23 protein-coding genes are annotated in these 26117 nt (G+C 44.0%); 12 read left to right on the forward strand and 11 right to left on the reverse strand.

Features of this window, described 5'->3' with window-relative positions; all coding sequences use genetic code 11:
* The first annotated feature begins 155 nt into the window (after positions 1 to 155).
* On the forward strand, positions 156 to 1967 hold the full coding sequence (locus R8G66_34360; protein MDW3197500.1) for an acyl-CoA dehydrogenase: 1812 nt from the start codon (positions 156 to 158) through the stop codon (positions 1965 to 1967).
* Positions 1968 to 2216: 249 nt separating this feature from the next.
* Positions 2217 to 2507 carry a YciI family protein gene (locus R8G66_34365; GenBank protein ID MDW3197501.1) on the forward strand — a complete coding sequence of 97 codons (291 nt, stop codon included), beginning with the start codon at positions 2217 to 2219 and terminating at the stop codon, positions 2505 to 2507.
* 107 nt (positions 2508 to 2614) lie between these two features.
* Here R8G66_34365 and R8G66_34370 read toward each other — a convergent pair whose 3' ends face one another.
* Genes R8G66_34370 through mltG form a run of 4 tightly spaced genes read right to left on the reverse strand, consistent with a single transcriptional unit; the run spans position 2615 to position 5177 of the window.
* Complete coding sequence (locus tag R8G66_34370; protein MDW3197502.1) at positions 2615 to 3100, reverse strand: phosphoglycerate mutase family protein; 486 nt, start codon at positions 3098 to 3100, stop codon at positions 2615 to 2617.
* A 10-nt stretch (positions 3101 to 3110) separates the two neighbouring features.
* A complete protein-coding gene (locus R8G66_34375; protein MDW3197503.1) occupies positions 3111 to 3743 on the reverse strand; it encodes an acetoacetate decarboxylase family protein in 633 nt (210 codons plus the stop codon).
* Entirely contained in the window at positions 3736 to 4143 is a 408-nt protein-coding gene (locus R8G66_34380; protein ID MDW3197504.1) for a thioesterase family protein, read from the reverse strand. Before R8G66_34380 ends, R8G66_34375 begins: the two co-directional genes overlap by 8 nt.
* On the reverse strand, positions 4143 to 5177 hold the full coding sequence (mltG, locus tag R8G66_34385) for an endolytic transglycosylase MltG (GenBank protein ID MDW3197505.1): 1035 nt from the start codon (positions 5175 to 5177) through the stop codon (positions 4143 to 4145). The genes R8G66_34380 and mltG overlap by 1 nt, the downstream gene beginning before the upstream one ends.
* Before the next feature lie 72 nt (positions 5178 to 5249).
* On the opposite strand from mltG, the gene R8G66_34390 reads away from it, so the two are divergent.
* The 7 genes from R8G66_34390 to R8G66_34420 all read left to right on the forward strand — a co-directional run bounded on the left by R8G66_34390 (position 5250) and on the right by R8G66_34420 (position 13036).
* Positions 5250 to 5876 (forward strand): L-threonylcarbamoyladenylate synthase, encoded by a 627-nt coding sequence (locus R8G66_34390; protein ID MDW3197506.1) that lies wholly within the window; start codon positions 5250 to 5252, stop codon positions 5874 to 5876.
* Entirely contained in the window at positions 5876 to 6505 is a 630-nt protein-coding gene (locus R8G66_34395; protein MDW3197507.1) for a WbqC family protein, read from the forward strand. Before R8G66_34390 ends, R8G66_34395 begins: the two co-directional genes overlap by 1 nt.
* 110 nt (positions 6506 to 6615) lie before the next feature.
* Positions 6616 to 9174 (forward strand): ATP-dependent Clp protease ATP-binding subunit, encoded by a 2559-nt coding sequence (locus tag R8G66_34400; GenBank protein MDW3197508.1) that lies wholly within the window; start codon positions 6616 to 6618, stop codon positions 9172 to 9174.
* A 102-nt stretch (positions 9175 to 9276) separates the two neighbouring features.
* The gene (locus tag R8G66_34405) at positions 9277 to 9849 is read left to right on the forward strand and encodes a hypothetical protein (protein MDW3197509.1); all 573 of its coding nucleotides are present in this window, start codon (positions 9277 to 9279) and stop codon (positions 9847 to 9849) included.
* A gap of 1 nt (position 9850) precedes the next feature.
* A complete protein-coding gene (locus R8G66_34410) occupies positions 9851 to 10138 on the forward strand; it encodes a transcriptional regulator (protein MDW3197510.1) in 288 nt (95 codons plus the stop codon).
* 43 nt (positions 10139 to 10181) lie between these two features.
* The gene (locus R8G66_34415) at positions 10182 to 10910 is read left to right on the forward strand and encodes a tetratricopeptide repeat protein (GenBank protein MDW3197511.1); all 729 of its coding nucleotides are present in this window, start codon (positions 10182 to 10184) and stop codon (positions 10908 to 10910) included.
* Positions 10910 to 13036, forward strand: coding sequence for a carboxypeptidase-like regulatory domain-containing protein (locus R8G66_34420; protein ID MDW3197512.1), 2127 nt, complete (start codon positions 10910 to 10912; stop codon positions 13034 to 13036). The genes R8G66_34415 and R8G66_34420 overlap by 1 nt, the downstream gene beginning before the upstream one ends.
* Before the next feature lie 384 nt (positions 13037 to 13420).
* Here R8G66_34420 and R8G66_34425 read toward each other — a convergent pair whose 3' ends face one another.
* From R8G66_34425 to R8G66_34455, 7 genes are all read right to left on the reverse strand, one after another.
* On the reverse strand, positions 13421 to 14323 hold the full coding sequence (locus tag R8G66_34425) for a DMT family transporter (protein ID MDW3197513.1): 903 nt from the start codon (positions 14321 to 14323) through the stop codon (positions 13421 to 13423).
* Complete coding sequence (locus R8G66_34430; protein ID MDW3197514.1) at positions 14316 to 14981, reverse strand: lipoprotein signal peptidase; 666 nt, start codon at positions 14979 to 14981, stop codon at positions 14316 to 14318. The genes R8G66_34425 and R8G66_34430 overlap by 8 nt, the downstream gene beginning before the upstream one ends.
* A 21-nt stretch (positions 14982 to 15002) precedes the next feature.
* Positions 15003 to 18362 carry an isoleucine--tRNA ligase gene (ileS, locus tag R8G66_34435; protein ID MDW3197515.1) on the reverse strand — a complete coding sequence of 1120 codons (3360 nt, stop codon included), beginning with the start codon at positions 18360 to 18362 and terminating at the stop codon, positions 15003 to 15005.
* Positions 18363 to 18386: 24 nt separating this feature from the next.
* Positions 18387 to 20762 (reverse strand): MMPL family transporter, encoded by a 2376-nt coding sequence (locus tag R8G66_34440; protein ID MDW3197516.1) that lies wholly within the window; start codon positions 20760 to 20762, stop codon positions 18387 to 18389.
* A 249-nt stretch (positions 20763 to 21011) separates the two neighbouring features.
* A complete protein-coding gene (locus tag R8G66_34445) occupies positions 21012 to 21323 on the reverse strand; it encodes a hypothetical protein (protein MDW3197517.1) in 312 nt (103 codons plus the stop codon).
* Positions 21324 to 21383: 60 nt separating this feature from the next.
* A complete protein-coding gene (locus R8G66_34450; protein MDW3197518.1) occupies positions 21384 to 21833 on the reverse strand; it encodes an SRPBCC domain-containing protein in 450 nt (149 codons plus the stop codon).
* On the reverse strand, positions 21830 to 22156 hold the full coding sequence (locus tag R8G66_34455) for a metalloregulator ArsR/SmtB family transcription factor (protein ID MDW3197519.1): 327 nt from the start codon (positions 22154 to 22156) through the stop codon (positions 21830 to 21832). Before R8G66_34455 ends, R8G66_34450 begins: the two co-directional genes overlap by 4 nt.
* 200 nt (positions 22157 to 22356) lie before the next feature.
* Here R8G66_34455 and accD point away from each other — a divergent pair, with 200 nt between their 5' ends.
* From accD to R8G66_34470, 3 genes are all read left to right on the forward strand, one after another.
* Entirely contained in the window at positions 22357 to 23196 is an 840-nt protein-coding gene (accD, locus tag R8G66_34460; GenBank protein ID MDW3197520.1) for an acetyl-CoA carboxylase, carboxyltransferase subunit beta, read from the forward strand.
* Positions 23197 to 23312: 116 nt separating this feature from the next.
* The gene (nqrF, locus tag R8G66_34465) at positions 23313 to 24611 is read left to right on the forward strand and encodes an NADH:ubiquinone reductase (Na(+)-transporting) subunit F (GenBank protein MDW3197521.1); all 1299 of its coding nucleotides are present in this window, start codon (positions 23313 to 23315) and stop codon (positions 24609 to 24611) included.
* Between the two features lie 328 nt (positions 24612 to 24939).
* Positions 24940 to 26100 (forward strand): formimidoylglutamase, encoded by a 1161-nt coding sequence (locus R8G66_34470; protein MDW3197522.1) that lies wholly within the window; start codon positions 24940 to 24942, stop codon positions 26098 to 26100.
* Positions 26101 to 26117: the final 17 nt, after the last annotated feature.

The following is a 26117-nucleotide window of genomic DNA, read 5'->3' on the forward strand; positions in this document are numbered from 1 at the left end:
TAGACTGCTAAATATCGTATGCATGCATACTTTTTTCTGCCTTTATGGCTTCTATATGCAATTTCTACCTTACATTTATAAAATTGTTGTGACAGCACATTCAGTATTTCATTGAGCTGTTAACCAGAGAATTAACCCAATAAAACATAAGTAAGATGGCGAATCAATACATTGACATGGATACCCTGCGATTTCTGCTCTATGATGTGCATGAAGTTGATGGATTGTTGACGAATGAGCGGTTCAATGCGTACGACAAAGAGGCGATAGACCTTTTGTTGGATTCGATCAAAGATCTTTCGGACAAGGAAATGTTCCCGTACATCCGAGAAATGGATGAACAGCCTGCGGTGTATAAAGATGGCAGAATTCATATCCACCCGCAGTTTGAGAAGGTACTGAAAATGGTTGGTGAGATGGGTATGATCGGTGCTGGGTTTGATGCTGAAGCAGGCGGATTGCAATTACCCGCGTCTATCGTAAATGCAGCTTACTTGATCATGGAGGCCGCCAATAATCATATCCCGGGTTATTTTGGGTTGACAGCAGGTGCGGCACACTTGATCATTGCTTTTGGGGATCAAAAACTGAACGACACGTATGTGCAGAACATGCTGGACATGAAGTGGGGTGGTACCATGTGCTTGACGGAGCCACAGGCAGGCAGTTCGCTTTCAGATATCATCACTTCAGCCGAGCCCCGAGAAGACGGAACTTACAAAATTGATGGCCAGAAAATATTCATCTCTTCAGGAGATCATCAGTTCGCAGACAACTTCATTCATCTGGTATTGGCAAGGATCAAAGGGGCACCTGCGGGAACCAAAGGGATATCTCTGTTTGTCGTGCCAAGAAGTCGGATAGAAGCAGGAGGTTTGGAATACAACCATGTAGCTACCTTAGGAGAGTTCAATAAAATGGGCCAAAAAGGATATTGTACCACGCATCTTGGATTCAGTGATGGTGGGGATTCCATCGGATGGTTGGTAGGAGAACCTAACAAAGGTTTGAAGTACATGTTCCAGATGATGAATGAAGCCCGAATCGCCACAGGAAGAATGGGTACGGCAATTGCTTCGGCGGCTTACTTTGCTTCATTGGAATATGCCAAAGAGCGCCCTCAGGGCCGACGATTAGGATCGGACGGATCTAAGAATGTGGAAGAAGAGCAAACGCTGATCATCAATCACCCGGACGTGAAGCGAATGTTGTTGCTTCAGAAGTCTATCATAGAAGGAAGCATTAGCCTCATGACGGAAGCCAGTCACTACCTGGATCAGGAAAGTACCATTCAGGACCCGGCGGATAAAGAGCGGTATAAATTGCTATTGGAGTTGTTGACGCCAATCGTCAAAACCTATCCTGCGGAAAAAGGAAAAGAAGCAATAGATAATGGACTACAGATCCTGGGCGGGTATGGTTTTACCACAGACTTCATTCTTCAGCAGTATTACAGAGATGTACGGATTATTTCCCTGTATGAAGGCACTACTGGCATCCAATCACTGGACTTGCTAGGGCGTAAAGTCATGCTGAAAAATGGTGAGATATTGAAGGATCTTGGTAAAGAGATCCAGGCCACCGTAGCGGAAGCTGAGAAATATGATGAATTGAAGCCATATGGCCAGACACTCATGATGAACATGGGATTGGTTCAAGAGGTGATTGGTGCCTTGATGCCGCATGCGATGAAAGGGGATCACCAGAGATTCCTGGCCGATGCAACGTTGTTCATGGACATGTTCAGCACGATCATCATTGGCTGGCAGTGGCTGAAGATTGCTTCGAAATCCAAGGAAGCACTGGTCACTGGAAACGGTAAATATGCCGAGTCCTTCTATGAAGGTAAGGTCCACACCATGAAATTCTTTTACAAGTATGAAATGGGCAGAACCCGGGGTATTGCTAAGATCATTCAGGATCAGCAAGACCTGACGTTAGAAGCCGCTCCTGTGGAGTATTTGTAGCATAATTTATAATCGAAGTTCCGAAAATCGTCATGCCGGTTTTTTTCGGTTTAAATTCCGAAGGAAGCTGAAAAAATACCGGTATCTCTTCGACGATTTGTGTAAAAATGTCTAATTAAAGGAGTTCATAGAATTGTTCACATCGATTTCGACAAGCTCAATCTGACAGATCAAAAGATACTTTTTTGAATAGAGGGTTATCCACGGCATCAAATCTGAAGCTATTTTTTTGCACGAAATAAGACATCTATGTTCATTATCAATCTGACATATAAAGTCCCATTGGACCAGGTAGACCAATACCTGGAAGCACATGTTCAATACCTGGACGAGCAATATGAACTAGGAAACTTCCTCGCCTCTGGACCTAAAATTCCCAGAAATGGTGGGGTCATACTGTCCAATATGGGAAATAGAGATAAAGTCTGGGCAGCAATAGCTAATGACCCGTTCAAGATCAATGGAATCGCAGATTACGAAGTGATCGAATTCATCCCCAGAAAGACATCTGAGGATTTGAGTTTTCTTCAGCAATCTTAAGTCCGCTTTATCTACAACTTTTTTTGGGAGTAATCCACTCTTTTTCAAAGGGGAGGCTCGCGTAGAGGCGCCTGGAAGGCGGGGGATTTAAGAACAGCTCTTAGACACTAAAACGTCAATACATAATGTGTAGCCTTCCCGTCAATAAGCGTCACCACAAACAAATTCGAATAAGCATCATCGGCTAGTTGCTGGTAGACTTCTTCATCAATCAATTTATTGACCAGATCGGGAATGGTATTACTGTGTCCGACGACTAGTATTTGTTTGCCATCCAGTTTTTGAGTCAAAGTCTCTACTAACTGCTCTTCAAAGGGCCGATAGGATTCTATGAACAAGTCCAGCTTTTCTGCTAAAGGCTTAGCTGTGTCTCGGGTTCGGATGTAATCCGTAGAATAGATACGGTCAATCCCTGTTTCAGACAGTAATTCCATCAATCGAACGGCACGTGCTTTTCCTTGTAGACTCAATTCCGGATCTCGGCTACTGTCTACTTTCTCCGCATGACGAACCAGAAAGATGGTGGTTGCATCTTGAGCAATTGTTGGAAATAAGAAGCAGGTGAAGATTAATGAAAATAAGAATGCTCTCATGGTAATTATTTTAAGGAAACTTCATCCAAAATGGATTCACAGAAACGGCCAGGCACTTGGCACCGCGAACGTCTGGGAAAAAATCAGGATTGATAAGGTTAATAGAAGCTTTGGCCAATTGTCCGATACCCCGACCTGAGGGATTGACCTGATACGTGGTGTCGTTCAATTCCTGATACAATCGGATTGGAAGAATGGCCGTGGTTAATGGAAATTTGATTGGCTTATTTTTGACCGTAATGTCAAAGAAAACTTCATCTTCTTTTTTGACCTGTACACTTGTCCCTTTGTGGTCCTTAGACCAATCAAACTGCGCCAATTCTTTTGGTATGCCCCAATTGGCACGCCCGCTTTTCAGGCTTGCTGCAGAGTCCACATAAATTTTGGAGATGGTTTGTTTAGGCCCATGTGGCGTTTTACACTTTCCCGGGATAACCAATAATTCTTTATAAGGACCTACTGGGCTTTCGGTGTAGTTCACCAACATGACATATCCCAAGCCACCAGAGAAATTGCTTTTTAAAGAATAAGGAAGGAAAAAATCCGTCTTTTCAAATTGCTTTCTCAGCGAAGTGTACATTAAAATGATGCCTTCACCTTTCAGCTGCCAGGGAGCGGGTACTATGGCTGCAGACTCATTCAAAATAAGGGCTCAACAAGTTCTTCATGACTTCTGGGATGCGTGTCGGTCTGCCGGAAGCCATTTGAATGAAAGCCAGTGTGGTTTCTCCTGAATTGAGATGTTCACCCGCTTCATTGTAGATTTCGTACTGATACAGAATCTTCACCCTTGGCATTTCCGGAATGGTCACTTTTACCGTCAACAGGTCGTCGTACTTTGCAGGAAGTTTGTACTTGGTTTTCAATTCCAGTACCGGCATCATCACACCAGCTTCTTCAAGGTTTTTGTAAGCATAACCGAGGCTTCGGAAAGATTCTACACGTGCTACTTCATAATAAGCGGCATAGTTACCGTAGTATACATAACCCATTTGGTCTGTATCCGCATATCTTACCCGTATCTGAACTTCGTGCTGGTACATTATCTATAAATTTTTGCCTTGTTCAATGCGCGATGTAGCTCTCTCGCATTTTTGTTATGTTGTGTAAGGTTAGTAGCAAAAGCATGATAACCACTAAAATCAGCTTTTGCGCACAAATAGAGGTAATCGTGATCTTCCGCGTTGAGTACCGCATTTAGTCCGGGAATAGATGGTAAACTGATGGGCCCAGGAGGCAATCCGGCATACTTGTACGTGTTATAAGGAGAATCAACTTCCTTGTCTTTATTCAATACTCTCCGGATGGCGAAATCCCCGAGTGCAAATTTTAATGTTGGGTCTGCTTGTAGCAACATGTCTAACTTCAATCGATTCAGATACATGCCGGCTACCTTGGGGGCCTCATCGATGAAACTGATTTCTGATTCTACGATTGAAGCCAATGTGGCCACTTCTTTTGGCGTCAGTCCGAGTGCTTCTGCTTTTGCCACGCGTTCAGCATTCCAAAACCGGTCGTATTCCTTCTTCATGCGATCAAGAAATTGTTCCGGAGTAATGGTCCAGTAGACCTCATAGGTGTTGGGAATAAACATAGCAATGAATTCTTCGGAAGTGAATCCATAGTTTTCAGCAACAGATTCCGAAAGCATGACCTTAGCCAGGTCTTCTTCTGAAAAATAGACGTAAGGCGCGAGTTTTCCGGGGAGCTCCTCAATTTTTCGGGCGACGGTAAACGTCACTCGAACAGGTTCCTGGGCACCTGAACGTAGCAGATTGATCGCCTGCAGATTCGACATGTCTTTTCGAAGCTTGTATAGACCAGGTTTTACATAATCGTCATAATCCCGAAGTTTAGCCAGAAAACTGAATGAAACCAGGTCATTCACAATCCCAAGATCGTATAAGTCGTCCTGCACTTTATCGAAAGTTGCCCCCGGTGCGATGGCAAATAGTTCATCATTACGTTCTACCAGAATGTTGGGGGTGAATAGCATCTGATAGAAATAGAAAGCAAAGGACGAAGCCATGATCGTACCCACGATCATAAAAACTGCAACAAACTTCTTTCGTTTCATAGGCGGCAAAAATAGTAATTTCGCGAGGCAACAATCACGAACAAGTGGTTGGGTTGCCTTTCCTTTGTGTCAATGGCGGAATTGCTGAAAATATATCCTGAAAATCCGGACCCGCGGAAAATTGCCACGGTGGTGGATGTCCTTTCCAAAGGAGGGGTTATCATCTATCCCACGGATACCGTCTATGGTTTAGGCTGCGATATTTTCAATCAAAAAGCACTGGACCGGGTCAAGCAGATCAAAGGGATCAAGGGCAAGAACCTAAATTTATCCTTTATTTGTTATGACCTGAGTCACCTTTCGGAATACACACGCAGGGTTACCACACCCATTTTCAAGATCATGAAGAAAGGATTGCCGGGCCCTTACACATTCTTGTTAGAAGCGTCGACGAAAGTGCCGAAGATCCTGAATGCAAATAAAAAGACGGTCGGGATCCGGGTGCCAGATAATAACATTCCAAGAGAGATTGTTAGGGAATTGGGTAACCCAATCATTACCACGAGTATTCACGATGAGGATGAAATTCTGGAATATTCTACTGATCCCGAGTTGATCCATGAGAAATTTGATCAGTTGGTTGACATAGTGATCGATGGCGGATATGGAAATATCGAGGCGAGTACAGTGGTGGATTGTACCAGTGGGGAACCTGAACTAGTACGGGAAGGCCTGGGAGATTTTGAAGACCTTTTCTGATGGAATCAGCTAATTCCTTATTGATTGAACCACACTACTTCGGTTCATTGGAATACTACCTGCTCATTGATGAGACGGATGCCATTACCTGGGAAGTTGAGGAGCATTTTTTGAAACAGACTTTTCGAAATCGAACCACTATTTTGACTTCTAATGGACCCCAAAATCTGGTTGTTCCGGTCAGCTATCGCAATCACATGTCGATGAAAGACGTTCGTATTGATTATGCCCAAAGCTGGATCAAAGATCATTGGGGAGCCATTTATTCGGCCTATGGCAAAGCGGCTTATTTTGAATATTATGGTCCCGAATTGCAAACGATTCTGGAACAGCGTCCTACTTTTTTAGTTGATTTATGCCAGGCGACTGTGACATTATGTCTGAAGTGCTTACATATTGACAGGTCCATTGATCTAACAGTGACGTACGAAAAAATGCCAAATTCTCCCATTCGGGACTTCAGAGGACTAATTCACCCCAAGAAACCTTACACTCAGCGAAGTATTTATAAACCTGAAGAATATTTTCAGAACTTTGGCAAAGAATTTGTCCCTTGCCTGTCGGTATTAGACCTCCTCTTCTCAATGGGCGACGAGTCCGTTTCGATTCTTAGGAAATCAAAAGTTTAAGGCCGAACAAATCTGAAACTCGTTGCGTTTTAATCAAGAGGAGATGGGGATTTGATTCAAATAAGGTATAATTTTATAAAAGGATCGGTGCGATCCTATAAATCATATTTATGGAAGCTAAATTTTCGAACAGGGTCAAAGAAGTTATTTCTTTGAGCAGGGAAGAAGCCTTGCGCCTGGGACATGACTATATTGGCACAGAACATTTATTGTTGGGGATGATCCGTGAAGGCGAAGGCGTGGCTGTGGGATTGTTGAAGAAGCTTGGTGTTTCTTTGGAGGAACTCCGAACATCTATCGAGCAAGCAACGAAGGGAACGGCAACCAGCAACGTAAAGAACCTTGCGAACATTCCATTGACAAGGCAATCGGAAAAAGTGCTAAAGATCACTTACCTGGAAGCTAAGATCTTCAAAAGCCAACTTATAGGGACAGAGCATTTATTACTATCGATCTTGAGAGACGAAGACAATCTGGCGACTCAAATACTAGACAAATTTGAAGTAGCATACGATGTGGTGAAAGAATTACTGGAGTACCAGACTGAGAATCCAATGGCAACATCTGATACAGACGATCAGGATGAAGATTCCGGACGTATGTTTGGTGGCGGATCTTCTAGCTCAGGAAGAGGTGAGTCTTCTAAAGGAAATGAAAAGAGCCGAACTCCGGTGCTTGACAACTTCGGTAGAGACCTGACTAAGCTAGCTGAGGACGATAAACTCGATCCGATCGTTGGCAGAGAAAAAGAAATTGAGCGTGTAGCCCAGATCCTGAGCCGTCGTAAAAAGAACAATCCGATCCTTATTGGTGAACCTGGTGTAGGTAAAACTGCCATTGCGGAAGGTCTTGCCTTGAGAATCGTGCAGAAGAAAGTATCCCGCGTGCTTTTTGGTAAGCGTGTGGTTACGCTGGATTTGGCTTCCTTAGTGGCTGGCACAAAATACCGTGGCCAGTTCGAGGAGCGTATGAAGGCAGTGATGAACGAGATCGAGAAGAATACAGATGTCATCCTATTCATCGACGAGCTTCATACCATTGTGGGAGCTGGTGGTGCTTCTGGTTCACTGGATGCTTCCAATATGTTCAAGCCTGCACTGGCCCGCGGAGAAATCCAATGCATCGGTGCGACTACCCTGGATGAGTATCGTCAATATATCGAGAAAGATGGCGCCCTTGCACGTCGTTTCCAGATGGTGATGGTAGATGCAACTACTCCGGAAGAAACCATTCAGATCCTGGATAACATCAAAGACAAGTACGAGAGTCATCACCACGTGAACTACACGAAAGAGGCGGTAGAAGCTTGTGTACAGTTGTCTGATCGTTACATCAGTGATCGATTCTTGCCAGATAAGGCGATCGATGTTTTGGATGAAGCAGGTGCCCGGGTACATATCAACAACATCAATGTTCCAGAAAAAGTGATCTCACTGGAGGAGCAGATTGAGGAAGTTAAGAAAGAGAAAAACAGAGTAGTCAAAAGTCAGAAGTACGAAGAGGCTGCTCAGCTTAGAGATAAAGAAAAGAAACTCCTGGCCAATCTCGAAGAAGAGAAGGCCCGTTGGGAAGATGAAACCAAGACCAAGCGATACGAGGTAAACGAAGAAAGCGTTGCTGAAGTGATCGCAATGATGACTGGTATCCCGACCAAGCGAATCGCTCAGAATGAGAGTGACAAGCTGCTCAATATGAAGCAGGAGCTGGGAGACAAAGTCATTGGTCAGGGTGAAGCGGTTGAGAAGCTGACCAAAGCAATCCAGCGTACACGTGTGGGATTGAAAGATCCTAAGAAACCTATCGGAACATTCGTATTCCTGGGACCTACTGGTGTTGGTAAGACGGAAATGGCGAAGGTGTTGGCAAGCTACTTGTTTGATAAAGATGAATCACTCATCCGAATCGATATGAGTGAGTACATGGAGAAATTCTCTGTCAGCCGATTGGTAGGAGCGCCTCCCGGTTATGTTGGGTACGAAGAAGGTGGTCAGCTTACGGAGAAGGTAAGAAGAAAGCCTTACTCAGTTGTACTCCTGGATGAGATCGAAAAAGCGCACCCGGATGTCTTCAACATCTTGCTACAAGTTTTAGATGATGGTATCCTCACCGATGGATTAGGCCGTAGAGTGGATTTCCGAAATACGATCATCATCATGACTTCCAATATTGGTGTAAGGGACCTGAAAGATTTCGGAGCAGGGATCGGATTCGCGACACAAGCGAAAAAGGACAACATGGATGAGTTGATGAAGTCCACCATTCAAAATGCATTGAAGAAGGCATTCAGTCCTGAATTCCTGAACAGATTGGATGATGTGATTGTGTTTAACAGCCTCGAGCGAGATGACATTCACAAGATCATCGATATTTCTTTGGACAAACTGTTCCAGCGAATTGTTGAGCTTGGATACGAAATCGATTTGTCTACGAAGGCAAAGGATTTCTTGTCGGACAAAGGATACGATCCACAGTTTGGTGCCCGACCTCTTAACAGAGCCATTCAGAAATACCTGGAAGATCCTGTTGCAGAGGAAATTCTCAAAGGAGAAGCGCAAGAAGGGGATACGATCGTGGCAGATTGGGATGGAAAATCCGATGTGCTGACACTAAAAGTAAAGAAGCGAAAAAGTAAGCCCGCGAAAGAAAACAAGGGCGAAGAAGATAAATAATGAATGAAAAGCTGCTTTCTAGCGGCTTTTTCTTTGATGAATTAGTTTATAATGTAAACTAATTTATATTTGCTCCGTATAGGTGAATAAACACCTTGTATTATGGACGAACAAAACATTTCACCGGAAGAAAGTTTGCAGATCATCACAGGGATGATTGGCAAAGCCAAATCGAATTTTGCTCGAGGCGGAAGTTTCTATTTTTTGTTGTGGGGTAGTTTCATTGCGCTAGCTGATTTTGGACACTTTGGCCTCATGAAGTTCACTGATTATAACCATCCCTATATCGTCTGGTTATTAGTCATTCCCGCAGTGATCATCACGATCATTTATTCCATTCGAAAAGCTGGGAAGCGTACTGTTGTGCCAAGTTCCTTTGACCGCATCTATGGTAAACTGTGGTGGGCTATTTTCGCATGTATCATTATGGTACTGGTCTTCATGTCAAATTTGAATTATCAAACAACTCCTGTTATTCTACTGTTCTCAGCAGTTGGCACTTATGTGACGGGCGAAGTGCTGCGATTTCGTCCATTGATATTCGGAGGGCTGGCACTGGCATTGTGTGCGGTAGTCGCTTTCCTGGTGCCTATTGAATTTCAATACTTGATTGCTGGCATTGGCATGTGCGTCGGATATCTTATTCCCGGATACCTGCTCAAAAAAGGAGAATAACATGAGTCAGTTCAAAGCACTTGATCCCCTTTTGCATTCGCAATTACGATTGGCTGTGATGTCTGTTTTAATCAGTGTAGAATCTGCGGATTTCACCTTTCTAAAAGAAAAGACAGAAGCGACTGCCGGAAATCTAAGTGTACAACTGGACAAGCTTTCCACAGTCGGCTACATTGAGATCGAAAAGTCATTCAAAGGCAAACGGCCATTGACTACTTGTAAAGTGACCAAAAAAGGCGTGGAGGCATTTGAAGCCTACGTCAAAGCTTTGCAGCAATACATCAAATAAAAAATTTTACCAATTCAGTTTATAATATAAACTAATTTATATCATGAAAAATTTAAGTAAACTCTTTCTTGGCCTGGTATTGATCATTATGGCCAGTTCCTTTCAGCAACCTATCCAAAACAGTACGTATGCAGCTTATTTAAGTGGATCGATGCAGCTCTGGGAGCGAAGCATTGCTCAGGCACAACAACAATATGAGTCAAGTAAATCCAATGAAGCACGATTTGATCTGGCTATGACGATGTATGGTGGCATGAGTGCGACCATGAAGGATCAGGATGAAGACTTCTTTGATCAATATGTTGATGATGCTATGGATCACCTGGATGAATTGATCGATCAGGATTTTCGGGTTGCAGACTGTAAAGCCATACAGTCAGGAATTTACGGTTTCAAAATCGCCTATTCACCCTGGAAAGGTATGTTTCTCGGACCAAAGAGCAACAGTACTATCGAGGATGCGATGGAAGAAAATCCAAACTCACCCATTGTTCAGAAGCTGTATGGGAACAGCAAACTGTTTACGCCTGAGACATGGGGTGGAGACAAAGAAGAGGCAGTAAAGGCTTATGAAAAGGCAGTATTGCTTTACAAGAATCAGGAAGGTAGTGATAATGACTGGATGTTTCTCGATACCTATGCATGGTTAGGTCAGGCTTATCAGGCCATTAATAAGAAAGATAAAGCCAAGGAAACCTATCTCGCAAGCCTGGAAATCGAAAAAGATTTCAACTGGGTGAATTACGTCTTACTTCCTCAAGTTTCGAAATAATGCGATCCTTACTGATTTTTACTTTCTTGATCACCTCGGTAGTGGTTTGTGCGCAGCAGACCATTTCCGGGACCGTACAGGGCGTAGATGACCAGCAACCTTTGATTGGAGCGCATGTCTACCTCTTGTCGGATTGGAGCAAAGGGTCCATTACCAACATCAAGGGGGCTTTTAGCATCCCGGTTGAAGCAGTAAAACCTACGGATTCCTTGCTTATCTCTTTCATTGGGTATGAAGAATTGGTGATCGCGGTGACTCAACTGCAAAAAGAAAAAGTTGTTGCTTTGGTTCCCTCTCAACAGATGATCGATGCAGTGGTGGTTTCTGCGGAGAACCTGATTGCGGAGGAATTCAGCATCAAGAAAATCAGCAAGCTAGAGATATATAAAAATCCCAGCTCTAAAGCTGATGCACTGTTAGCCGTTAACTCACTGGCCAGCGCGACTACCCTGGACGAAACCGCCAATGTGAGTTTTCGGGGAAGTAGTCCGGCCGAAACTGGCGTCTTCCTGAATCAGGTTCCGGTGTATGATTTTGTCCGATTCTCGCAATTGAATGGACTTGGAACCTTAAGCTTCTTCAACACTGATTTATTGAAAAGTGTACAGGTCTTCCCAGGAAATCCACCACTTGAATTCGGAAATACTTCATCCGGATTGATTGCGATGCAAACGGAAGATGGTATTCCTGAAGAGAACCAGCGACAATTGGCACTTACTTTAGCTAGTTCCGGTGGTAGTATTCGGCAACGCATTAACGATAAACAGGGGATCACTATTTATGGCAACTACCAGTCGTCTGGTCTTTTTCGCAACTTGAATCAGACGGCTCTGAAAGATATCCTCAAATTTAATTCCGTGGATTTAGGTTTACATTACGTCAATCAATTGCAGGACCGAACCCAATTGAAGTTGTTCAATTACACACTGGTCGAAGGGTATGATTTCAACTTTACCTCGCCGACCTTCAATGGTTTGTTTCGCCAGAGAAAGCGACGCAACCTGTCTATTGCGAACCTGACGCATCGATTGGAACGAACGACGTTGGCGTTGAATACAGGATTCAGCCATTCAACCATCGATTTTGATTTCAGTAACACGGACATTGCCATACAAAATCAGGATATTTTTCTTGGAGGCAATTACCAATATGAAGGGGAGAAGCTAGGCATCAAGGCAGGTGTGGCTTTCGATTCACGTCACTCCGATTTTGAAGGAATGGTATCGACCTACGGATATGCTTTCGGTCCCGAACATCCGGTTTCTTTTTCACAAGTCAATAATCGAAGAGAGGTGTTGGATGCCTATGTGTATCTCAAACGAGATATCACAGACCGCTTAGTGATTGGTAGCGCCTTAAGAAAGAACATTCCATTGAGTGGGCAAAAGTCATTTTGGAGCCGACAGACCAATGTTAATTATCAAGTCAACAATCGATGGGTCGTGAAGGCCGCTTATGGTACGTTCCATAAGTTCGTGTTGCCACAATCCATTGATCCAGCTACCATGCTGATCAAAACGACACAGGCATCTATTGATGTGCAACGCAAGCGAGGGTCAAATCTATTGGCGATTTCCATATTCACGAAAGACAGTCAGTTGGAAGGGCAAGACATTACCACGCATGGATTAGAAGTGAGCATTGATTCGAAAGTCGGTTCCAAGTTTTCTTATAATGCTTCTTATACTTTCATCGATGCGACGGTACGGACAGAAGAAACAACTTACGCTGGGAATTTTGACATGAATTACTTCATTAAAGGTGGTTTAGAGTGGGCCTTTTTGGAGCACTGGACACTAGGCTCTCGATGGATATTCCGACCCGGAACGCGATACCAGCCAGTGATTGCTGCAACTTTTGATGAGAATCTGAATGCGTACGAGCCACAGTATGCAGGTATAAGTGAGCGGGACCATTTGACACCATACCGATTGATTGACCTCAATGTTTCCAGGTTGTTTCCACTCTCCGAAGATCTGACGATCATCGCTTTTGGAAATGTCAGCAATGTGGTGGACTTCCAAAATGTGCGAGAAATTGCCTACAACAGAGATTACACTGCCATATCAGATCAACTTTTCAATCGTCGCACGATCTACTTTGGGGTGATTTTCAATTTCTTGTGATGCCTTCTGCTAGGGGCTTCAATGCTCTTCAGTTCAGGTCACTCTCGTGGGGAATAGCTGATTGATAAGAATATAGACCTGAATTAAGTGCATTGAAAAGGGAGATGATTTGTGTTTTAAATTGTATTTGCCGGAGCTCAACCTAAGAAACGTCCCTAAGTGCGTCATTCCAGAATTTTCTGGCCTAAAATTCTGCATATGGTCAGAAAATAGCTGACGCCCAGTCCGGGGAATCTCTTTGACACACTCTTGAGAATCCCGCCGCTCCCGGCCGGGACAAAATGTCCTTTAATGATAATGATAGAGCACATTTTTCGAGAATGACGTTTTTTAACAGTTCTCGGTTAAATGATGTCTTGTGAACAGCCTATCAATTCTACGTGTTCAAGAACCCTTCGCCGACTTGAACTTCTCGGCAGCCATTACCCCAGCAACTACGACCAGACCCCCGATGAATTGTGTAGTCGAAAGTGTTTCCTCCAAAAAGAAATAAGCCAATACAATTGTGGATACAGGCCCAAGACTTCCGAAGATGGCAAATTGATTGGCACCAAGCCCTTTGATGGCTATGGAAACGAAATATGAAGGCACCACCGTGGAGATGACGGCCATCAGTAGGGTAATAACATAAACCTGGTAAGGATAGTTAATTATCTCATCCCATGTACCGCCCTGCAAAAAGAAGTGCAGAATAACCAATGAACAGGAGACAAGCATACAATACGTGGTGAATCGAGTGGCACCAAGCTTAGGAATTAACCAGCCACTCCCGACGATGTAGCTTGCGTAACTCAAACCACTTAAAAAGACCAGCACGCCACCCAGTAAAGTATTCGAAGAGGAATCCGCTTCGACCTCCGGCACAAACACGAATAGGATGCCAATGTAGGATATGGCCAGTGCAATGACCTGAATTTTGGTTGCCTTTTGCTTAAGGAATAAAGCAGAAAGCAGCAAGACCAACGACGGATAGATGAACAGGATCAAACGTTCGACACTGGCTTTGATGTACTTGAGCCCCTGGAAGTCGAGAAAACTGGCCAGATAGTAGCCGAGAAATCCGAACAAGAAGATCCATAACAGGTCTTTTCTTGTCGTATTGTTGGATTTGCCTCCCATGAACGCCAGCGTGGCGATATAGAAAGGCAGAGAAAAGACCATTCGGAGCGTCAGCAATGGTACCGAAGCAATACCATAGGCATAAGCCAGCTTGACAAATACGGCTTTGGTCGAAAAGAAAAGAATACCAATAATCCCGATTGCTACCGGGAGAAGTCTTTTATTCACCAGAGATGGATGGAGAACCTTCTCCGCTTATGGCTTCGTTCTCTAATGATTCTGACTGAGGCTTTTCTTCTTCTTTGAAGAATGAGCGTTGCCAAATTAGGATAATCGTAATCCCAACGAAAATAGACGCATCAGCTACATTGAACACAGGCCAGAGTGCCATCCATTTATCTCCAAAAAACGGGATCCAGCCCGGAAGTTGGCCTTCCCAAATATCGATGTAGAACATATCAATCACTTCACCGTGGAACCAGGGTGTAGGTGAATCAAATCGGTGATTGTCTAGTAGGACACCATAGAAAATACTATCAATCAGGTTGCCAATGGCGCCGCCAAGAATCAGTGCGATACAGATCAAAAGTCCTTTCGAAGTTTCCTTTTTGGTCATCAGGTACAAATAATACCCAATTGCAACCATGGCCAATACCCGAAACAAAGTCAGAATGATCTTACTGTTTTCAAAAGGCAATTCCATGCCAAAAGCCATGCCTGGATTGGTCAGGTAATGGAGTTTGAACCAGTCACCAAAGATCTTGATCTGTCCAGCAGAACCGCGTTCCATGTTGAAATAGACCAACATTTTCGATCCCTGATCGATCGCAATCACCAGTAAGCTGATCAGATAAAAAGGAAGTACACTAATTTTCTTGTCGCTCATTCTTATATGTCTTTTTCGAGGCTACTGAACCACTTCCAGTTGTATTTTCAGGTCTGTACCATCAATATCCAGTACCTCGCCGTTATTCAATCCGTTCTGATACTCTAGTTTCAAGGCCTGTGTTTCGCGTTGAATGTACTCGCGATGCACCTCTACCGCTTCGACCATCATTTGAATTGAACTATCGAAGTTAATCTCTATTTTATCTTGAACCTCAAGTCCCTTGTCTTTTCGCAGGTTTTGAACCCTGTTGACAACATCTCTTGCCAACCCTTCTTTCTTCAGGTCATCGGTCAGGGTGATGTCCAGTGCTACGGTCAGTCCGTTTTCGGAAGCCACCAGCCAGCCCGGAATATCCTCGGAACTGATCTCAACTTGTTCCAGAGATAGGCTCACCGATTCTCCTTCCAGGTCGAACTGATAACTACCTTCGGATTCAAAAACCTTAATCTGATCCTGATCCAGACCATTGATCTGAGGAACCAGCAGTTTCATTTTCGGTCCAAAAGTAGCACCCAGGGCCCTAAAATTAGGCTTGATCTTTTTTACGAGAATCCCTGAAGTATCGTTCAGGTACTCTACAGTTTTTACGTTCGTTTCAGAAATGATCAATTCCTCCACCTTTTCCAATCGATCTTGCTCTGCCTGAGATAGCACAGGGATCATAATTTTGGTCAACGGCTGACGTACCTTGATCTTTTCTTTTCTACGCAAAGAGTGCACCAGCGAAGAGGCCGTCTGCGCCAGTTTCATGCGTTTCTCCAGTTCCTCATCAATCACAGAAGCGTCTGCCTGTGGGAAGTTCGTCAGGTGAACAGAAACACTGTCTTCTTTTTGGGAAGATTGATTGAGGTCTGCATATAAACGCTCCGCATAAAATGGCGCAATAGGTGCCATCAATTTGGAGATGGTTTTCAAACAGGTATAAAGCGTCTGATAGGCCGCTTCTTTGTCCTGATTGTAAGACCCAACCCAGAAACGTTTGCGATTCAGACGAACATACCAGTTACTCAATTCATCCGTAACGAAATTCTGGATTGCTCTGGCAGCACGAGTTGGCTCATACTCTTCAAAGGAGCGATTTACTTCACCGATCATGCTATTCAATCGGCTAAGGATCCATCGATCACTTTCGGTTCTTTCTTTTAATGGAAGAGGATCATTGCTGAAATCGAATCCGTCAATGTTGGCATACAGTGCAAAGAAACTGTAGGTATTAGCAAGGGTGCCAAATAGTTTGCGTTGCACTTCCAAAACACCATCCAGGTCAAATTTCAAGTTATCCCAAGGGTTCGCATTACTGATCATGTACCAGCGTGTAGCGTCCGGTCCGTATTTATCCAGTGTATCAAATGGATTGACCGCATTGCCTTTACTCTTGGACATTTTGTTGCCTTCCTTGTCAAGGACAAGCCCATTTGCAATCACATTTTTGAAAGCCACGCCATCAAAAAGTAAGGTAGCAATTACGTGCAGAGTAAAGAACCAACCTCGAGTCTGGTCTACGCCCTCGGCGATGAAATCTGCCGGGAAACTGGCTTTGAAGATGTCATCATTTTCATAGGGATAGTGCCATTGTGCATAAGGCATGGCCCCTGAATCAAACCAAACATCGACCAGGTCCGATTCTCGCTTCAATGGCTGTCCACTATCGGAAACTAGCGTGATATCATCTACATAAGGTCGGTGCAAATCAAAATCATCAGATATAGGTTCTGTCATAAAACCTGCTTCGATGGCTTTGTTCACTTCCTCTTTCAGCTCGGCCATGCTGCCGATGCATTTCAATTCTTTTTTGTCTTCCGAAACCCAGATTGGTAATGGCGTACCCCAATATCGTGATCGACTCAGGTTCCAGTCCACCAGATTCTCGAGCCAGTTACCAAATCGGCCTGTTCCTGTCGCTTCAGGTTTCCAGTTGATTGTTTTGTTAAGCTCCACCAATCGATCTTTCAGTGCGGTAGTTTTTACAAACCAGCTATCCAACGGATAGTACAATACGGGTTTGTCCGTACGCCAGCAATGGGGGTAGGAGTGCTCGTACTTCTCAACTTTGAAAGCCTTGTTCGATTCTTTCAATAGAATCGCGATCAATACATCCGTGGGCTTAAAGTCAGGTGCGTTCCTGGTAGCCTCGTCATAATACTCTTCCTTGACAAATCGTCCCGCAAAGTCTGTAACTTCATCGACGAATTTGCCTTGCTTATCAACCAAAGGAGCCTCCTGTCCATTTTCGTCGATAACCATCACAGAAGGAACACCTGCTTGTTGGGTCACTCTAAAGTCATCCGCACCAAATACAGAGGCTGTGTGAACAACGCCCGTACCATCTGCCGTAGAAACGAAATCTCCAGGGATCACGCGGAAAGCGTTCTTTTCCAAATCCTCATTGGTGACGTATGGCATTAACTGCTCATATCGGGTTTCAAGGATTTGGGTGCCCTTGAAAGATGTGCCAACCTCGAACGGGATGAGTTTGTCTCCTTCTTTATAATCGGACAGATTCAAATCGGCTGCTTTCTTATTGAAGAAGTTGCCTACCAGATCTTTGGCCAATACGACAGAAATCGGCAAGAAGGTATATGGATTGTAAGTTTTTACTTTGACGTAATCAATTTTTTCTCCGACGGCAAGTGCACAATTGGACGGTAAAGTCCAGGGCGTAGTGGTCCAGGCCAGGATACGTACATCTTCTCCTACTTCCTCGAAAAGAAAAGCTGAACGCTCATCCTTTTTCACTTTGAACTGTGCCACAATTGACGTGTCTTTCAATTGCTTGTAGGTGCCAGGCATGTTCAGCTCCGCAGAGCTTAGTCCGGTTCCTGCAGCAGGAGAATAGGGTTGTACGGTATACCCTTTATAAAGGAGTCCTTTATCGAAAAGTCTTTTCAATAAGGTCCATACGGATTCCATGTAGTCTCGTTCGAATGTGATGTAAGGATTATCCAGGTCTACCCAATATCCCATTTTGCGGGTCAGGTCATCCCATTGGTCCTTGTATTTCATCACTGCCTCACGGCATTTGGCATTGTAGTCTTCAATCGAGATCTTTTTCCCGATATCATCTTTTTTAATGCCCAATTCTTTTTCCACTTGCAATTCAACCGGGAGGCCGTGCGTGTCCCATCCCCCTTTTCGCTTCACCTGAAAACCGCTTTGGGTCTTATAGCGACAAAAAAGGTCTTTTACCGTTCGTGCCATTACGTGGTGAATACCCGGGGTGCCATTTGCTGAAGGAGGTCCTTCGAAAAAGGTGAAGGTTTCTGCTCCTTCTCTTTCGGAGATCGATTTTTCGAACACCTTATTTTCCTCCCAGAAAGAGAGCACTTCTTTCGCTATGCCTGGGTAATCAACCTGTTTGTATTCCGGATACTTGGCCATTTTAGAATTTGAAGAATGCTATGGTTAGTTTTTTATTGTGGTAGCTGTGGAATGGCTGGGGTCCTGGCCATTTTCACTGAATGGGATGGATTGTTCCTTGCTTTCGCTGCCTTTATCAAACTGTAACAAAAGCGCAGGGAGTACGATGACATTGGTCAACATGGCAATTAACAACGTAATGGAAGTCAATTTGCCGAGTGCGATCGTACCACCAAATTGCGAAAAAGAGAAGATCACAAATCCAAAGAACAAAATGATCGATGTGTAGATCATACTTGCTCCAGTTTCCCGGATGCTGGTTTCTACTGCTTTAATAACATGGTTGCCATTAATGGCCATTTCTTGTCGGTACTTGGCAAGAAAGTGAATGCTGTCGTCCACAGAGATGCCAAACGCAATACTGAACACCAATGCGGTACTGGGCTTAAGCGGAATGCCAAAGTAGCCCATGATGGCCCCGGTCATCAACAGCGGAATAATATTTGGGATCAGTGAGATCACGATCATTTTTCCTTTTCGGAACAAGACTGCCATGATCAAGGCAATGATGAAAAAGGCAATGATCATCGAAGTGATCAGGTTTTCAATCAGGAAACGATTGCCCTTGATGAATAAGAAGGTCGTGCCGGTAATATCTGCTTGCAGTTTCCCGCCCTCAAAGATCTCACTGATCCTTGGGCGAATCACTTCATTGACCAAAGAATCCATTTTGGTAGACCCAATGTCCACGACTTTCAATGAGACTCGAATGATCTGGCCTGTAGAATCTACAAACGAGCGGGACAATTCTTCTTGTTCTTCATTGCCCTCGAGGTAACGCAGCAACAATCCACGCTCACGATTGGTGGGCAGGTCATAAAAAGCAGGCACATTATTGTAATAAGCCTGCTTGGCCGCCTTGATGAAGCTGACCACTGAAATTGGCTGAGAAATGTATTCGATCGAATCGAGGAACGTTTCCAACTCTCCGATCTTATTCAGATATCGCAGGTTTTTCACGCCATTTTTTGTGCCGGTATCAACTACCAGTTCGAGTGGCATGATCCCATTGAAATTGCTTTCGAAGAATCGCAAGTCCTGCAATACCTGACTGGTGTCCGGAAGGTCATCTACCAAATAGGACAAGGCTTTGATTTTTGTCAGGCCAAAACAGGAAATCACCACAATCACGAATGTGCTGACGAAAATCGCGGGACGTTTGGTTTTGGCCAGTCGAATCAGTCCACTGAGCGTCCGATTCAGGATCGGAAACTGCATGTGTTTCAAATGTCTTTGTGACGGAGGCTTCACATAAGAGAATATCCCAGGCAATAGGATGATGCTGACAATGAATGTCGCAATGATGTTCAATCCAGCGATGATGCCGAACTCCATCAGTATCGGGATCTGGGTGGAGATCAATACCAGGAATCCTATGGCAGTTGTGAAGTTCGTGATCAGTGTAATGATCCCTATCTTTCGGATGATTGCCCGAAGTGCCTTGTGATGATCGCCATGTTTGGCAAATTCATGGTGATACTTATTCAGGAGGTATACACTGTTAGGGATGCCGATGACCACAATGATAGATGGGATCAATCCGGTGAGCGCCGTAATGTTATATCCGAATAAATGAATGGAACCGATCACCCAGAGGATCACCGCACCAATGATGACCAAAGGAATGATCACGGCTTTCATGGATCGGAAAAAGAAGAATAAGATGAGTGCTGTGATGATGACAGACAAGATCAGGAACTGATTGAGCTCGCCTTTGATCCGGGTCATGTTCGTCGTGCGTACGTAAGGTAAACCAGCCACGTGTACATCGATCCCCGTTGAAGCCTCGAATTCCAGACCCGTTCGTTCTACGTCGTAGATCAGTACATTTCGATCTTCCTTATTGATGATCTCTTTGTCCAGGGATACCACTACGAGTGTAGCGCCATTGTCCGGATTGAGTAATTGACCACTATAGAATTTGAGTGAAGCAGCTACTTTCAGCAAACTATCCAACTGTTCCTGAGAATCGATTTGATCCGGGAATACTTCCTTGAAATCAAATTTTCTTTCCGCCGTATTCTTGGCGAGGCTTTTCATGTTGGGGAGGCCAAGTACTTCGGTCACGCCATTCAGCTTGCCTAACTCCTCGATCATGTACCCTAATCGGCGGAAGTTATCCAGTTCATAGATCGAGCTGTCTTTGAATCCGATGGCCATGATGTTGCCATCCTGTCCAAATTGATCTTTGAATTGCTGGAAATAAACAGCATCAGGATCATCGTCCGGTACGATACTGATCATCTCATAGGACATCTTGGTGAATTGGGCATGGTAACCCATGAACCCCGTGATGATGGCCACACCGATGATGAGAAGAAGGCGGTATTTTAGAATGAAGTTTGCTAGTTTATACCACATGAGAGCTGGTCTCCTGACCTAAATTTTATCGATCTAATCCCTGTTACGTCTTTCTAACTAGTCTGTTGTTCTTCGTTCTGTTAAATTCTTGAAAAACAGTGCGCAAAGTTAATAAGAATATCCACTTGGAATACCTGAACAGGATTTTTGCCAAACATTAAAAGCATTGTTAGGTCAATTCTAGTATCCTAACACAAATACACCTCAAGAAGATCAGCGAAAGACAGGATTTCTTTTCGAAATGGGAAGTCAGGAAACAAACCTGTAGTATAGTGAAATGATGACGTATATGATCGAGAATAAGATAAGCATTTTTAAGAATCGCATAAAATCCCAATTTCTCATACAAAAGAAGGTGCCGAGGAAGAAACCTCCTGAAATCAAGGCAATCCCTATGAAATATACTGAAGCGATCCCGATGCGATATCCAATCCAATAAGCCACTGTATCTGAGTCACCCAAGCCATTCACGATCAGATAAATCACTTCAGGAATCAAGGTGATGGCAATAGCTGCTATCCAATAGTTGCGGTGGGGATTTTGTTTCGCGTTGATTTCCATTGAAAAGCTTTATTCAGTTGTTACGCTGAATAAAGCTAATCATAGTGTGTTGTAGATGACTCAGATGGTTTTGAAATATTCATTCAAGCGAGTAAACACAGAGCCCCATCCATTGTAGATGCCCATTTCTTCCTGTGCTTTGGCGTATTCCTCTGTGGGATGAATGACTTTGAAGGTCATTGCCGTTTGATCCCCGTCTTCCTTCAATTCGACAACCAGGGTCACACCTTCGGTCATTGGAATGAAATTGGCGGTAGTTTCCAAAAGTGTAGGTGCCTCGATTCGGGAATAGGTGCCAAATGATTTGAATGGATTGCCGTCCGGCATGCGCATGATGTATTCCCAATCTCCACCGACTTTAAATTCATGTTTCTCAATGTCCATTTGCATGCCGGGAGGTCCCCACCAGTTGGCGATGTGCTCGGATTGGGTCCAGGCTTCCCAAACCAATGCAATTGGAGCGTCGAACAATCTTTCAATAGTGATCGTGCGTTTTTCAATATCTGTCATGAGTTTTCGCGTTTATTTTTTAATTCTTCTAAGTATGCTTCGAATGTGTCCAGCCTCTGTTCCCAAAGCTGGCGGTGTTGGGTCACCCAATCGGCTACTTTGCTCAGTTCGGCGGGAATGATCACACAATGTCTGGCCCTTCCTTTTTGAACGGTCTGCACCAGTCCACACTCATTCAGAATTTTCAAGTGCTTGGATATGGCAGGTCGACTGATATCAAACTTTTCCGCAACTTCATTCACTGTATGGGGTGATTCAGCTAATAAATCAATGATTCCCCTTCTCACCGGATCGGCAATTGCCTGAAATACATCTCTCCTCATCTCTTTTTATGTAACCGTATGGTTACAATTATAAGTGTAACTATTTGGTTACGCAAACTTTTCTTTGACTTTATCGCAAGTGATTGCTGGTATTTGCTCAGTCCGAATAGACGAGTCTTGACTTCAAGATTTCCCAAAACTTGGCGAAGTAGGGCGAATATGATTTACTTTTGCGCTCTTCTGTAATCAGAATTGCATTTATGGCTTGGTTTAACAGACAAGATCGGGGAATAAACACCCCCACAACCCAGAAAAAAGAAGTTCCTGACGGACTTTGGTACAAGACCCCCAAAGGAACGATCGTTCACATGCGAGAGCTACGCAGCAATGCCTATGTGTCTCCTGAGGATGATTACCATGTAAGAATCGGCTCTAAAGAATATTTCGAAATACTTTTCGACGACAACCAATTCACGGAATTGAATGAGGATCTGCAATCTGCGGATCCACTCAATTTTGTCGATACTAAAAAATATCCGGACCGAATTGCTGCTTCTCAGAAGAAGACGGAATTAAAAGATGCTGTTCGAACTGCTCAAGGTAAAATGAATGGTCTTGACTTGACGATTGCTTGTATGGACTTCTCTTTTATAGGAGGTTCTATGGGGGCAGTAGTAGGAGAAAAGATCGCCAGGGCAGTAGATAATGCACTCAAAAACAAGACGCCTTTTCTTATGATCTCTAAGTCAGGGGGGGCGAGAATGATGGAAGCCGGTTTTTCGTTGATGCAAATGGGCAAGATTTCTGGCCGATTGAGTCTGCTGGAACGTGCTGGTTTGCCATATATTTCTCTATTGACGGATCCTACGACGGGAGGGGTTACTGCTTCTTTCGCCATGCTGGGTGACTTCAATATTGCCGAACCAGGGGCGCTCATCGGTTTTGCTGGTCCTCGTGTGATCCGTGAAACCATCGGAAAAGACTTGCCAAAAGGATTTCAGAGTGCGGAGTTTGTGCAAGATCACGGATTCCTGGATTTTATTGTAGATCGCCGACAATTGAAAACACGTCTTACGGCACTTCTTAAGCTACTGCAGTAACCTTTTATCACAGCATTTGTTACCATCTTTGAGAATCACAGAAAACACTCCGAGTTCGGAGGGTTGATTCAAGACTTGGATTATATATTTGCACTTGAAATTTCAAAAGGATTGATATGTCCCCAATTATAGTCACGTCGATCATCGCCTTCACAGTTGTTATCCTGTTGTTGGTCCTAATTCTTCTTGTTGCCCAGTCGAAGCTGGTGCAATCCGGACCTGTGAGTATTGTGGTGAATGGCGATAAAGAGAACCCCATTGTTACAACCGCGGGTTCTACACTGCTTTCTACGCTAAGTGCGCAGAAAATTTTCCTTCCTTCCGCTTGCGGTGGAGGAGGTACTTGTGCCATGTGCAAATGCACCATCGAAAAAGGTGGTGGAGATGTACTGCCCACAGAGGTAGGTCACCTGAACCGAACTGAGCAGAAAAGCAATGTGCGTCTTTCTTGCCAGGTGAAGGTGAAAGAAGATATGGAAATTGAGATTCCTGAAGAGATCTTCGGAATCAAGAAATGGGAAGCGACCGTAGTGAGAAACTACAACGTGGCTTCATTCATCAAAGAATTTGTAGTTGAGATTCCTGAAGAGATGGACTACCAGGCTGGTGGTTACATCCAGATTGAAGTACCTAAATGTGAGGTAGACTTTAAAGACATGGACATCACTGCACACCCTGAAGAGCACGATGAAGCCGATAAATTCCAGAAGGAATGGGACAGCTTCGGTCTTTGGGATCTGAAAATGAAGAACGACGAATCCATTGAGCGTGCCTATTCTATGGCTTCATATCCTGCAGAAGGACGTGAAATTATGCTCAACGTTCGTATCGCTACCCCACCATGGGACAGAGCGAACAATAGCTGGATGAAGGTAAATCCGGGTATTGCTTCTTCTTATATCTTCGGACTGAAGCCTGGCGATAAAGTAACTATTTCAGGACCTTACGGTGAATTCTTTATCAATCCTTCCGAAGCAGAAATGCTGTATGTAGGTGGTGGAGCAGGTATGGCGCCAATGCGTTCTCATCTTTATCATCTGTTCAAGACGTTGAAGACCGGTAGAAAAGTAACTTACTGGTATGGTGGTCGTTCGAGAAGAGAGTTGTTCTATTTGGAGCACTTCTACGAATTGGAAAGAAACTTTCCGAACTTCAAATTCTTCATCGTACTTTCAGAGCCTTTGGAAGAAGACAACTGGAAAGTAAAGAAAGATGTTGATGATGCCGAAGGTGATGGCTTCTTAGGATTCGTACACCAGGCTGTAATTGACGAGTACCTGGAGAAGCATGATGCTCCTGAAGATATCGAGCTTTACTTCTGCGGACCTCCTTTGATGAACAAAGCGGTGCAGAAGATGGGAGAAGATTACGGTATCCCGGATGAGAATATCAGATTTGACGATTTCGGAGGCTAATTAAAACCTTCGCTTAAAGCATAAAGGGAAAATGAAAGTTTTCCCTTTTTTTGTGTTCTAGAGAATTCCAAGACATAATTCCTGCCTATGTCATTAAATTAAGGGAAGGGACCGTCATTGCGAGCCCTGTGATCGGACCGCCGAAGCGGCAATCTCAAATGGACTTTCGAAGTAAATTCGAATAGCAGATTGCTTCAATTCTTCGCAGTGACGAATCTTAATTTAATGTCATAGGAAATCCTAGTCATATGTCCTGGACAGGAGATACTCTAAAGAGTATCTTCGATATCTTGTTGATCTACGTAATAGCGTTTCAATAAATTAACACATGGACCTGTCTTTATTCCTTGATCCCATCTCCAATGACATTCATCGCCTGACGATAGAAGAACCAAATTTTGGGCAGTCCATTTATACCTATTTCGAGCAAATACCAGACCTGGAAGGTATCAACATTGCTTTGATTGGGATCATGGAAACCCGAGGGAGTGAACGCAATGCTTCCGGACTCGGAGAAGCGGCAGATGCCATTCGAAAAAAGCTGTACACCTTACAAAAGGGGGCTGGCGGTTATCGCATTGCCGACCTGGGTAATGTGCGTAATGGTCCTACACTGGAGGATACTTATTTGCGATTGAAGGAAGTTTGTTTCATGTTGATGGAACAAGAAATTGTTCCTGTCCTGATTGGTGGAACTCATGACATGTTGATCGGGCAGTACCAGGCTTATGAAAACATGGAGCGAATGGTCAATTTGATGGTGGTGGACAATGCCATCAATATTGGAGAAGCCAATGATGCATCAGGACAGCACCTGGACACCATCATCAAGCACGACCCCAACTATTTGTTTCAGTTACTTCACTTAGGTCATCAAAGCTTTCTGGTCGGAGAAGACAAGTTTGCTTTGATGGAATCATTGTACTTTGAAGCCATTCGTATCGGTATGGTGAAAGAAAAACTCGAAGAGATGGAACCCTTGATTCGGGATGCCGACCTGCTTTCCTTTGATATTTCAGCCATCAATCAACAGTTTGCTTCCGGAGCCACGAACTCAGGACCATATGGCTTGAGTGGAGAGGATGCATGTCAGCTTTGTTGGTATGCAGGCCTCAATGATAAATTGACGTCAATAGGGTTTCATGAATATGACGTGGATCGCGATGATGAACGAGGCACTACAGCCTTTGTTCTGGCAACCATGATTTGGTATTTCATCGAAGGCTATTACAACCGTGTGGAAGACAAGCTGTTCCAGCTGGACAATTACATGATCTATGAAGTAGATCTTGGTGGAGAGCCTTCAACTATTCGTTTTTTCAAGAGTAAGCGGAGCGAGAAATGGTGGATGGAAGTGCCAGATTCGGCACAGGAAAAATCCGTTTTTCTGAAGAACAAAATGATCCCGTGTAGCTATTCGGATTACCAAAGTGCGATGAATGGAGAGATTCCGTCACGCTGGTTAGCCGCTTATGCAAGACTTAGCTAATAAAATCACTATTCCCA

The organism is Cytophagales bacterium, from assembly GCA_033344775.1.
Taxonomy (GTDB): Bacteria; Bacteroidota; Bacteroidia; order Cytophagales; family Cyclobacteriaceae; genus JAWPMT01.

What these genes read in the sequence shown, in the direction of transcription:
- R8G66_34380 (MDW3197504.1), bottom strand. Translation starts at nt 4,143, where the DNA reads ATGTACCAGCACGAAGTTCAGATACGGGTAAGATATGCGGATACAGAC.
- R8G66_34410 (MDW3197510.1), top strand. Translation starts at nt 9,851, where the DNA reads ATGAGTCAGTTCAAAGCACTTGATCCCCTTTTGCATTCGCAATTACGA.
- ileS (MDW3197515.1), bottom strand. Translation starts at nt 18,362, where the DNA reads ATGGCCAAGTATCCGGAATACAAACAGGTTGATTACCCAGGCATAGCG.
- R8G66_34440 (MDW3197516.1), bottom strand. Translation starts at nt 20,762, where the DNA reads ATGTGGTATAAACTAGCAAACTTCATTCTAAAATACCGCCTTCTTCTC.
- R8G66_34455 (MDW3197519.1), bottom strand. Translation starts at nt 22,156, where the DNA reads ATGAGGAGAGATGTATTTCAGGCAATTGCCGATCCGGTGAGAAGGGGA.
- nqrF (MDW3197521.1), top strand. Translation starts at nt 23,313, where the DNA reads ATGTCCCCAATTATAGTCACGTCGATCATCGCCTTCACAGTTGTTATC.
- R8G66_34370 (MDW3197502.1), bottom strand. Translation starts at nt 3,100, where the DNA reads ATGAGAGCATTCTTATTTTCATTAATCTTCACCTGCTTCTTATTTCCA.
- R8G66_34360 (MDW3197500.1), top strand. Translation starts at nt 156, where the DNA reads ATGGCGAATCAATACATTGACATGGATACCCTGCGATTTCTGCTCTAT.
- R8G66_34415 (MDW3197511.1), top strand. Translation starts at nt 10,182, where the DNA reads ATGAAAAATTTAAGTAAACTCTTTCTTGGCCTGGTATTGATCATTATG.
- R8G66_34430 (MDW3197514.1), bottom strand. Translation starts at nt 14,981, where the DNA reads ATGAGCGACAAGAAAATTAGTGTACTTCCTTTTTATCTGATCAGCTTA.
- accD (MDW3197520.1), top strand. Translation starts at nt 22,357, where the DNA reads ATGGCTTGGTTTAACAGACAAGATCGGGGAATAAACACCCCCACAACC.
- R8G66_34365 (MDW3197501.1), top strand. Translation starts at nt 2,217, where the DNA reads ATGTTCATTATCAATCTGACATATAAAGTCCCATTGGACCAGGTAGAC.
- R8G66_34445 (MDW3197517.1), bottom strand. Translation starts at nt 21,323, where the DNA reads ATGGAAATCAACGCGAAACAAAATCCCCACCGCAACTATTGGATAGCA.
- R8G66_34395 (MDW3197507.1), top strand. Translation starts at nt 5,876, where the DNA reads ATGGAATCAGCTAATTCCTTATTGATTGAACCACACTACTTCGGTTCA.
- R8G66_34470 (MDW3197522.1), top strand. Translation starts at nt 24,940, where the DNA reads ATGGACCTGTCTTTATTCCTTGATCCCATCTCCAATGACATTCATCGC.
- R8G66_34420 (MDW3197512.1), top strand. Translation starts at nt 10,910, where the DNA reads ATGCGATCCTTACTGATTTTTACTTTCTTGATCACCTCGGTAGTGGTT.
- R8G66_34390 (MDW3197506.1), top strand. Translation starts at nt 5,250, where the DNA reads ATGGCGGAATTGCTGAAAATATATCCTGAAAATCCGGACCCGCGGAAA.
- mltG (MDW3197505.1), bottom strand. Translation starts at nt 5,177, where the DNA reads ATGAAACGAAAGAAGTTTGTTGCAGTTTTTATGATCGTGGGTACGATC.
- R8G66_34450 (MDW3197518.1), bottom strand. Translation starts at nt 21,833, where the DNA reads ATGACAGATATTGAAAAACGCACGATCACTATTGAAAGATTGTTCGAC.
- R8G66_34405 (MDW3197509.1), top strand. Translation starts at nt 9,277, where the DNA reads ATGGACGAACAAAACATTTCACCGGAAGAAAGTTTGCAGATCATCACA.
- R8G66_34400 (MDW3197508.1), top strand. Translation starts at nt 6,616, where the DNA reads ATGGAAGCTAAATTTTCGAACAGGGTCAAAGAAGTTATTTCTTTGAGC.